Here is a 10,342-nt window from a genome sequence, read left to right as displayed (position 1 = left end):
ATGTAGGCGTAAAAGGTTTGCACCACCTGGTATATGAAGTAGTGGATAATTCCATTGATGAGGCGCTGGCCGGTTATTGTAAGAATATTGTTGTAACCATCCATGAAGATAACAGCATAAGTGTGCAGGATGATGGGCGTGGTATTCCCACAGGCATTATGGCCAAGGAAAAACGCAGTGCGCTTGAAGTGGTAATGACGGTATTGCACGCGGGTGGTAAATTCAATAAAGACACTTATAAGGTTTCGGGCGGTTTGCACGGCGTGGGGGTAAGCTGTGTAAACGCTTTAAGTACCAAACTGCATGTTACCGTTGAAAGGAATGGTAAAATATACGAACAGGAATATCATACCGGTATTCCTCAATATGCCGTAAGAGAAATTGGCGAATCGGATAAAACGGGTACACGTACCCATTTCTGGCCTGACGGAACAATATTTCAGGCTACTGTTTATAACAGGGACATCCTGGAAGGCCGCCTGCGGGAATTGGGTTATTTGAATAAACGCATCAACATTGTTTTAAATGACCTGCGCGAACGCGATGAGAATGGCAACACGTATTCAAAAACTTTTTACAGCGAAGGCGGCATTGTGGAGTTTGTGGAAATGCTCGACCGCAATGGCAAACGCAATTCACTTTTGCCAAAAACATTGTATGTGGAAGGTTTTGATGAAGCCAGTAATGTGGCGGTGGATGTGGCGCTTACTTACAACGACGATTTTAAAGAACATATCTTTTCTTATGTAAACAACATAAATACCATTGAAGGGGGAACGCACGTTTCGGGTTTTCGTACAGCTATAACCCGCGTGTTTAAAACCTACGGCGATAAGAACGGTTTGTTTGAAAAGGCAAAAGTGGAAGTGGAAAGCGATGATTTTCGCGAAGGCTTAAGCGCTATCGTTTCTGTAAAAGTACCGGAACCTCAGTTTGAAGGCCAGACTAAAACCAAGCTGGGCAACAGCGAAGTAAGCGGCATTGTTCAAACAACGGTAGCAAGGGCGCTGGAGGCTTATCTTGAAGAAAACCCGAGGGAAGCCAAAAATATTGTGAGCAAAGTTATATTAGCGGCGCAGGCCCGTGTGGCTGCCCGTAAAGCCCGTGAACTGGTGCAGCGTAAAACGGTTTTAAGCGGCAGCGGATTACCAGGCAAACTGGCCGATTGCAGCAGCCGTGATCCTGAAAAATGTGAGCTTTACCTCGTGGAGGGCGATAGTGCCGGCGGCACAGCCAAGCAGGGCCGCGACAGAACCTTCCAGGCAATTTTGCCTTTGCGCGGCAAGATATTAAACGTGGAAAAAGCCATGGAGCATAAGATTTATGAGAATGAGGAAATACGCAACATCTTTACGGCAATGGGTGTAACCATTGGTACGCCGGAAGACCCTAAAGCGTTGAACCTGGCGAAGCTTCGCTATCATAAACTCATTATTATGACCGATGCCGATGTGGATGGCTCCCATATTGCAACGTTGATCCTCACATTTATTTTCCGTTATATGAAAGAACTGGTGGAGCAGGGTTACGTTTATATTGCCCAGCCGCCGCTTTATCTTGTTAAAAAAGGAAAAGAGCAGGAATATGCTTTTGATGAAGAGCAGCGGAAAATATGGGTGGAGAAATTAAGCAACGGCAAAGAAGATAGTGTGCATGTACAGCGCTACAAAGGTTTGGGTGAAATGAATGCAGAGCAGTTATGGGAAACAACCATGGACCCCGCAAGACGCACCTTAAAAAAGGTAACCATTGAAAGCCTGGCCAATGCTGATGAAGTGTTCAGCATGCTGATGGGTGATGAAGTGGCGCCGCGCCGCAGCTTTATTGAAAGCCATGCCCGGTATGCGAAGATTGATATTTAGAAAACTGGTTTTATATAAGTTTTGTTAGGTTGCCCCGCATTTTTGCGGGGTAATTTTTTATATAGATTTCGATTGCCCGGCATCATCTCACCTAAGTGTACGATGCGTTGAAAGTTTTTGAAAACAACCGTAAGGATACAACATGAGTTCGGGATAAGCATTTTGATGATGAAGATGTTTGCGAATTGAACAGGGACTTGCATCGTCATGCCGGGGAAACGAGGCATCTCCTGAAATGCAGGCCGGTTGAAAGCTAAGAGATTTCAATTTTTAAAACAATAAGAAAAGAGATGCGGGAAATATTGTTTGAAGGCTAAGCGAAGTTTGCAACTTCGCTTGTATTATACTGAAGTTTAAAAACTTCGTTTATTGCATTGCTTAATAAAAGTTGCAAACTTTAAAATAGAAGCGGCGAAGTTGCAAACTTCGCCGAGACACCCGAACACTTCACTGAGCTGGTAATTTTTTGGTTTACATTGGCCTCTCCAGGCTTGCCTGGTTCTTTTTGTACCTGTTTACAACCAGTTATACCTTATTTTATACAAAAAGATGGTAAGCGATTAACTTTTACGGCTGCTGTAGATTTTTTTTGTACTTATTCACCACCTTTTACACCTTATTTTATAGAAAAAAGTATCACGGAAGTACTTTTTTGTACCGGGGAAGTACTAAAAAGTACTTAAGAAGCTATAAAAGCCTGTTTTTTTGGTTATTGGGGCAATAAAAAACCGCCTTACCGGCGGTATTTTGTTTGTTTTAAGCTGTTAATGGCTTTTCTTTTTTCGGCCTGCCGGGAAAACGCTTGCTTAAATCTTCGTAAATGGCCCGCGCATCGGCCACCTTGTTTTTATCGGCCGACTTTACAGAACCGTAATACATAAGCGATGCTATATACGCTTCGCTGCCTGCAACCATTGCGGTATCGCTTACCTGGTCGGCAAGCTGCTGCACCATGCGTAAAACGGGGTTCAGCTTTTGGTAATTTTCCACATCGGTGGCGAGGTCTGCTGCGCTCATAAATGCGGGCACAAACTGCGGGTTGGTGGTGCTGTAATCGTTTACCTTGGTTACAAAGGCAACGGTTTTGTCGCTCACCTTGGCTATTGTTTTGCGCTCCTCATCAGTAAGCGTAACAATGTAAGGCTGCAGGGCCGCTTCAATTTGCTGTAACAGGTTGTTTACGTTGGTAATTACTTCATCCGGAATAGGAAGCACATTTAAATTTCCTGAAGGCATAGTGATTGATTTTAAGAGTGGGAAAAATGGTTTTTTATCACACTAAATGTAATTAATTTTTGAGAACAGCAAAAAAAGAGGTTGCGGGAAAGATTGTTTGAAGTCTAAGCGAAGTTTGCAACTTCGCTTGTATTATACTGAAGTTTAAAAACTTCGTTATTGCATTGCTTAATAAAAGTTGCAAACTTTAAAATAGAAGCGGCGAAGTTGTAAACTTCGCCGAGACACCCGAACGTTTCACTGAGCTGGTGAAGAACACCAACAAAGGCGGAAACTTCGCCGAGCTGAGGAAATATGCCCTCTACCTATTTATTATATTTCGGTTGGTGAGACACCAACCGATAGGGGAAAAACTAATTCTTGGCAATTCTGATTTCTTTTATATTCTTGAATTCTAAATAATAATAAAATATAACCCATCCAGTGAAAAGCAGTGTTACTAAAAGAGTTGCGTAAAAACTAAAAGTTTCAATAAATATTTCATTAGATGTGGGCCATACAAAACAGAGTTTAAAATCATATATATTCCAGTATTCATAAAAAGAAGTTCCCATGATGATTATCAACAAGACAAAAATTAATTTTATTGTTACCTTATATATACGCCTATTAACGCCGCTTTTATCAGAAATTGATAACACTTCGCACATGAATGAATAAGGCATTATGTTAAGAGTATTTGGATTAAATCCGGGAAATAGTCTTTCCTCATCATTAGGTTTTATTTTAAACAATCTATAACTCAACTGCTGTATTCCAAAAATTAAATCTCTTCGTCTTTTAGCTATCATTAGCCATTCAAATAGTAAATAGCTTATCAAAGTAGGCGTAAGTAATCTTAATAATTTTACATCAAAATCTATTTCAAATAACTTTATATGGGTAAAGTTTTTACGAAAAAAATATAGAACTATTAGCATTAATATGAATTGAGTAATGCGAATACTTCTTTTATTTAAGTTTTTTAAATTTTCTAAAGACTTCTCAAAATATTGTTTTAGGGTTTCAATATCAATATCATCGTCGGTAACATATTGAACAACTCGCCGGATACTGAGCATAAGCTGAAGTTTAAATTGCAACATCAAAAATAATCAAATAAATTGGCGAATCAATGGTAGTATTCACTTCTGCTATTCAAATTTTATAAACTTCTATACCATCTTTTTCCTTTGTTGGTGTTCTTCACCAACGAAATAATTCAAAAGAACAACAAGAAACAGCACAAGGCTCTTTCAGTTATTCCTCCTTCTTCATCCCCAGCGTTCCTTCCATAAATTTTTCAATGGCCTGCTGTACATCCAGTAAATCTTTCGATTTTATATAACTGCCCATTACATGGTTGCCCACATTCGGCATTGGCACTTTTATTTTCTTATCAGAGCCTAATTCATCAAACATCTTCAGCATGGCGGGCACGCTTACAACACTATCCTGGTGCACAGCATCCTTGTAATAATACAGCATTAACACAGGCTGTTTTACTTTTTCAAAAGTTGATTTATGCATGGTGGTTTCAATCATCTCCTGCAATTGTGTTGCTGCTTCCAACGGATATTGCTGGTACCAGTATTGCTTATAAACAGCGCTTGTATCTTTTGCCATTACATAATGGCTGCCTGTTAATGCACGTGCAATCTGCAAACCCCAATGATTGTTTAAAAGAAAAGACCGGCTATCGAAGATGGCAATGTTGGGCGACATCATTACCAGCGCATACACATCGTCTGGATAATCGGCAGCTAATTTTAAAGCCAGCGTGCCACCGGTGGAAGTGCTCATTAAAATTACTTTGTTACCAATCTGTTTGCCAATCCCCAGCGCCTGTTTGGCGCTTTCCCATAATTTTTCAGGCGTAAGGTTTATCATAGGTTGTGTTGTATCAATGCCATGCTCTGCCAAACGGCTTAAATATAAATTGCAGCCGAATTCTTTTGCAATATTGGTATGAATGGGCCGGCCTTCTTCTTCGCTTGCAGAAAAACCATGCAGGTAAACAATGGCATATGCTGTTTTTGTTTTGGCCGGATCAAACCAAACGATCCTTGCTTCATTACCGGGTTTAATTTTATGCTGCGCTTCATTGCTGGCAATATACTGTTCAAGTGCTGCGGTATCAGATGGAACTGCCGGCAATGTTTTTGAATAAACCGGCGTTGCAGGATGCGGGCCAAACTGGTAAACGATTACAAGAATTATAAAAACAATAAGCAGGATTTTAAACCATTTCTTTTTAAACATAAGGAAGCTTTAACATGGGTAAATTTATAAATGAATAACTGAACTTTGTATTATGAATCCGCAAACAGGTAAATGGATAATTGTTGCAGGCGTTATAATCGTGATCATTGGCGTGCTTGTTTATTTCTTTTACAATAAGCTGAACTGGCTTGGGAAACTGCCCGGCGATATTCGCATTGAAAGAGAAAATTTCCGTTTTTATTTTCCTGTTGTTACCATGGTCATCATCAGCATCGTGCTTACTATTCTTATCAATATCTTTAAAAAATTCTTTTAAAATAATTGTTGATGTTGTCAAACAACTATCTTTAACGCAGTAATATTCCTGCTGCTTTATTCATTACCAATTAATGCTTATTTAGATGCAACCAATTGCGAAACAGCGTTTCCTTGCGCTGGATGTTTTCAGGGGCATGACCATTTGCCTGATGATTATTGTGAACACGCCGGGCAACGGCGCAACTACTTTTGCACCGCTTGAACATGCGCACTGGAACGGTTTCACGCCCACAGACCTTGTATTTCCGTCTTTCATGTTTGCGGTGGGCAATGCCATGAGTTTTGTTATGCGCCGCTGGAGTGAAATGACTACCGGTGCAGTGCTTGGCAAAATTTTTAAACGCACACTTATCATTTTTTTATGCGGCTATCTGTTATACTGGTTTCCCTTTTTTGAGTATAACGATCAGCATCATCTTATATTATCACCCATTGCCGATACAAGGATATTTGGCGTGCTTCAACGCATAGCGCTGGCTTACTGTTTTGCTTCGCTGATGTTATATTTTTTAGGAACGAGAACTACGGTTGTTATCACCATACTGATACTTCTTTTATACTGGCCGGTGATGGTTTATTTTGGCAGCGGCGCAGATCCGCTTGACGTGCATACCAATGCTGTTTTGCATTTGGATACCTGGCTTATTGGGGAACATCATTTATACAGGGGCGAAGGCTTTCCATTTGATCCCGAAGGTTTATTAAGTACGTTTCCGAGTATTGGCAATGTGGTGGGTGGTTATCTTGTTGGCAAATATGTGCAGCAGCATGGCAAAACTTATGAAGGCCTTGCAAAATTATTGATGGCGGGTTTTATCATTTTCGTAATTGCTTTTTGGTGGAACTATGGTTTTCCCATCAACAAGAAAATATGGACGAGCAGTTTTGTACTGCATACCGTTGGACTTGATTGCATGCTGCTCGCCTGTATTATGTATTATGTTGATTTCTTAAATAAAAGAACGGGCGTTTATTTCTTTGAAGTGTTTGGGAAGAACCCGTTGTTTATTTATATGCTTTCAGAATTGTCTGTTATAATCCTGTACATGATCCCGGCCGGAGATACTAATTTATTCAGATGGATTTATCATAACATTTTTGCTTATAGCGGCGCTTACATAGGCTCATTGTTATTTGCAATCTGCTTTATGTTGTATTGCTGGCTGATTGGTTATGTGTTGGATAAGAAAAAGATTTATGTGCGGGTGTAATTTCAAAAACTAATTTAAGAGGTTTATTAGCTACTAAAAGTAGTGTGTACCGGTCTGACGCTTCATTTAGAAACATATAAAGCAAATGAGCTACAAAAGCGTCTGACCGATGTATGACTGAAGCCTGTTATTGGTCTTATAACCTTCCATATTTCTTATAGTAAGCAATAAGCCAGGCTACAACCTCATCATAACTCTCAATGCCTTTTGGCTGATTATGCGCTTTTAAATAATTGCCATAAAGTTTTGCAAGCAATGGCTCAAGCGGGTTGCGGTAATCTTTTAAATATTGTTTGTATTCATTCAAATCCTTTTTTACCAATGTGTCGAGCTGTTGTGCATTTTGTTTGGCTGCAACCGAATCCCGGCTAAACAATTCGCTGTTGGCATACAGGAACATATCAAAATAAGCAGAGTAATTAAACTGCGGTAAATTGCCCGATTTTACTGCCAGAAAGCCTGCAAAACTTGCCTCGCTTTCACTGGCAAAACCAAGCTGGTGGCCAATTTCATGGCAGGTTGTAAATGGTATAACAAACGTTGGCATTTTTGCATTAACCTGTGCCTCACCTGTAAAAGGATTATAGTAACCAAGAAACCCGCCATAGCTGCCAATATCACCCGCAAGCATTTTTTTAACGGAATGGTTTGGATAACTTAAATAAGGATGCGTTGTTTTTGCCGCATCATATAAACCCGCTGCCTGTTTAAAAACGTTTTTACTGTCACTATAATCTAAGTGCAGGCTATCCATTAGTTTCCTGTTTGCATTTAATTCCTCTCTTATCCGGGCTGTAACAATTCTTAAATCCTCCGTGCTGTACCTGTCGGGAAAAAGGTGCATTTTATACCCAATGCCATAACGATAATAATTAAGTGCCCATAGCAGTAAAAATATGATATATACCCACAAACACTTAACCGTAAAATTGCGACCGGCAAGGGCAAACTTTCTCCATGTTGGCTTATGTTTAAAAAACTTAACTGTTTTTGCAATAACCCAGGTAATGGCAAGGCCGTATAATACATCACCAATACTGAAAGGGATCCAGCCGGTAAGCAGTCTTAATATATAGGCTATGGATGGATAGATATAAGCGCTGTAAACATTTTCAATAAACCAGGGCCACAATGCAAGTGTATGCAGCAGTATAACAACGAACAACAATATTAAAGGCCTGAACCACCATTTTTTGTTTTGTTTCCGTTGCATGCTGGTGCGAATATAAAAGTATCAGGCTGTAAAAAAATCCTTAAAAGACGTATAAATGCCGGTTGATTGACTGAATAGCTGATAAGTTGAAATGTAAGGGATTTGTAATTTGATAGCATCAACCCGTAACCAAATGAACCCCGTAAACTTTGAATAAATAAAAGAGAGCTTATTAATTGTTTGTGGTTTGTTTATTGCTGGTATTTCTTAAGTATTTTCGCCGCATTGCTTTATAACAATAATTACAACAACAATGAGCAAATTCTCTGATTACAATTTTGCAGGCCAGCGCGCACTAATCCGCGTTGACTTTAACGTTCCGCTTGACAAACAAACGCTGGAAATAAAAGACGATACAAGAATGAAAGCCGCCATTCCTACTATCAAAAAAATATTGAATGATGGCGGCAGCGTAATTTTAATGAGCCATCTCGGCAGGCCAAAAGAAGGCCCGGAAGATAAGTTTTCCTTAAAACATCTTGTAAACCATTTAAGCGAATTGCTTGATGGTAAACCAATACAATTTGCCGATGATTGTATTGGTGAAGATGCGCAGCAAAAAGCGGCTGCGTTAAAACCCGGCGATGTACTGCTGCTTGAAAACCTGCGTTTTTACAAACAGGAAGAAAAAGGCGATGAAGCTTTTGCTGAAAAGCTTTCAAAGCTGGGCAACGTATATGTGAATGATGCTTTTGGAACGGCGCACAGGGCGCATGCTTCAACGGCCGTAATTGCAAAATTCTTTCCGAAAGATAAACGCATGTTTGGCTTGCTGATGGAAAGCGAGGTTGCTTCGGCCCAAAAGGTTTTGCACAGCGCTGAGAAGCCGTTTGTGGCCATTATCGGCGGCGCTAAAGTGAGCGATAAAATATTAATTCTTGAAAACCTTTTGGAGAAAGCTGATGATATAATAATCGGCGGCGGTATGGCCTATACATTTTTTAAAGCGGAAGGTGGCAAAATAGGCGCTTCTTTATGTGAAGAAGACCGCCTTGATACGGCTAAAGAAATAATGGCAAAAGCCGCAGAAAAAAATGCCTGCATTCATTTGCCAAGCGATTCCATTATTGCTGATAAGTTTGCCAATGATGCTGATATATCTTCATCAGTAAGCACTGATATTCCTGATGGATGGATGGGGCTGGATATTGGTTCAATGGCCTGCGATATGTTTACAAAAGTTATTCTTAAAGCAAAAACCATTTTATGGAATGGCCCGATAGGTGTGTTTGAAATGGAATGCTTCCAGCATGGCACCAAAACGATTGCTGAAGCCGTGGCTAAAGCCACAGAGAACGGCGCTTTTTCTTTGGTGGGCGGCGGTGATAGCGTGGCTGCTGTAAACCAGTTTGGTTTTGCAGATAAGGTGAGTTACGTATCCACAGGTGGTGGCGCCATGCTTGAATTTTTTGAGGGTAAAACATTACCTGGCATTGCTGCTATTAATGAATGATTTCTGATTGAATAATAAAAAGAGGCTTGCATTTTGCAAGCCTCTTTTTATTATTGAAGATTTAAATGTAGTTTATTAACCTTGCTGTAATTGCCTTATGGCCGGGACTTTGAAATATATCTTACCAAACTTCTCTTTGCAATTGGCAATAGTGTTTCTTCAACAGGTAAATTAATATCAGCTTCAATAACATAAACAGCGGGATTGGGTAGTTGCGAACGGTTACGCACCAATTCAGTTTTTATATGTTCGAATGTATTTACAAAACTGCGGTACCATGTATTGATAAATTCTGTGCGGATGCTCCGGAATTTTTCATCATGTTTTTCATAGATGCTTAAACGATATTGATACACCCTCGTAACTGATAATTTATTGCTGAGAAAAAAATAACCTTCATGTTGCTCCAGCGGAATAATGCCAACCGGTGATATTTTCAGTTTATCTTCTATCATTTCATACAATTCTGTGCCGTTGCTGATAGTTGCCCGCATTTCATGTGCTGCATAGAAAATTATTTCTTCCAGTTGCTGCATTACATCATCATCTTCCATCATTTGTTCATACAATAACTGCAATTTTTGAATTTGAATCCCCGTAAGCTTTTTGGGGAAATGCTCCTGTAAAAACTTTTTGTTTTTCCTGAAGGAAACAAGGTTGTTGTAATGAAATATTACATCTGCCAGCTGTGGGTATAATTTATGCTCATCAAAATATTTATTTACTTCCTGTAAATAAGCGAGCAGCGTGTATTTTTTCAATTCAAAATCTATGTACCCGTCTGCAAACCATGTTTCTGATAACGATTTCATACACCTGAATTTTAATGGTCTTAAATTATTAAAAC

9 protein-coding genes are annotated in these 10,342 nt (G+C 39.7%); 4 read left to right on the top strand and 5 right to left on the bottom strand.

Features of this window, described 5'->3' with window-relative positions; all coding sequences use genetic code 11:
- Nucleotides 1-1,862, top strand: a 1,862-nt coding sequence (gyrB, locus tag ACTHN6_RS04740) for a DNA topoisomerase (ATP-hydrolyzing) subunit B (RefSeq protein ID WP_440434572.1), incomplete at its 5' end; no start/stop codon positions are given.
- A gap of 756 nt (nucleotides 1,863-2,618) precedes the next feature.
- On the opposite strand, the gene ACTHN6_RS04735 is transcribed toward gyrB, so the two are convergent.
- The 3 genes from ACTHN6_RS04735 to ACTHN6_RS04725 form a co-directional block, all read right to left on the bottom strand.
- Nucleotides 2,619-3,098: a hypothetical protein gene (locus ACTHN6_RS04735; protein ID WP_440434571.1), complete on the bottom strand. Its 480-nt coding sequence runs from the start codon at nucleotides 3,096-3,098 to the stop codon at nucleotides 2,619-2,621.
- Nucleotides 3,099-3,451: 353 nt separating this feature from the next.
- Nucleotides 3,452-4,159 (bottom strand): hypothetical protein, encoded by a 708-nt coding sequence (locus tag ACTHN6_RS04730; protein ID WP_440434570.1) that lies wholly within the window; start codon nucleotides 4,157-4,159, stop codon nucleotides 3,452-3,454.
- 178 nt (nucleotides 4,160-4,337) lie between these two features.
- Nucleotides 4,338-5,339 (bottom strand): alpha/beta hydrolase, encoded by a 1,002-nt coding sequence (locus ACTHN6_RS04725; RefSeq protein ID WP_440434569.1) that lies wholly within the window; start codon nucleotides 5,337-5,339, stop codon nucleotides 4,338-4,340.
- A 52-nt stretch (nucleotides 5,340-5,391) separates the two neighbouring features.
- On the opposite strand from ACTHN6_RS04725, the gene ACTHN6_RS04720 reads away from it, so the two are divergent.
- Together ACTHN6_RS04720 and ACTHN6_RS04715 are read left to right on the top strand one after the other, a co-directional pair.
- Complete coding sequence (locus ACTHN6_RS04720) at nucleotides 5,392-5,616, top strand: DUF2905 domain-containing protein (protein ID WP_440434568.1); 225 nt, start codon at nucleotides 5,392-5,394, stop codon at nucleotides 5,614-5,616.
- Nucleotides 5,617-5,701: 85 nt separating this feature from the next.
- Complete coding sequence (locus tag ACTHN6_RS04715; protein ID WP_440434567.1) at nucleotides 5,702-6,829, top strand: acyltransferase family protein; 1,128 nt, start codon at nucleotides 5,702-5,704, stop codon at nucleotides 6,827-6,829.
- A 136-nt stretch (nucleotides 6,830-6,965) separates the two neighbouring features.
- Here ACTHN6_RS04715 and ACTHN6_RS04710 read toward each other — a convergent pair whose 3' ends face one another.
- On the bottom strand, nucleotides 6,966-8,042 hold the full coding sequence (locus tag ACTHN6_RS04710) for a DUF3810 domain-containing protein (protein WP_440434566.1): 1,077 nt from the start codon (nucleotides 8,040-8,042) through the stop codon (nucleotides 6,966-6,968).
- A 253-nt stretch (nucleotides 8,043-8,295) separates the two neighbouring features.
- On the opposite strand from ACTHN6_RS04710, the gene ACTHN6_RS04705 reads away from it, so the two are divergent.
- Nucleotides 8,296-9,495, top strand: a complete 1,200-nt coding sequence (locus ACTHN6_RS04705) for a phosphoglycerate kinase (protein WP_440434565.1) — start codon at nucleotides 8,296-8,298, stop codon at nucleotides 9,493-9,495.
- A 95-nt stretch (nucleotides 9,496-9,590) separates the two neighbouring features.
- Here ACTHN6_RS04705 and ACTHN6_RS04700 read toward each other — a convergent pair whose 3' ends face one another.
- Nucleotides 9,591-10,307, bottom strand: a complete 717-nt coding sequence (locus ACTHN6_RS04700; protein ID WP_440434564.1) for a hypothetical protein — start codon at nucleotides 10,305-10,307, stop codon at nucleotides 9,591-9,593.
- Nucleotides 10,308-10,342 lie beyond the last annotated feature (35 nt).

The sequence above is a fragment of the Parafilimonas sp. genome, assembly GCF_051953455.1.
Classification (GTDB): domain Bacteria; phylum Bacteroidota; class Bacteroidia; order Chitinophagales; family Chitinophagaceae; genus Parafilimonas.
The sequence above is the reverse complement of the archived record's forward strand: the minus strand, read 5'-3'. Positions and strand labels throughout refer to the sequence as shown.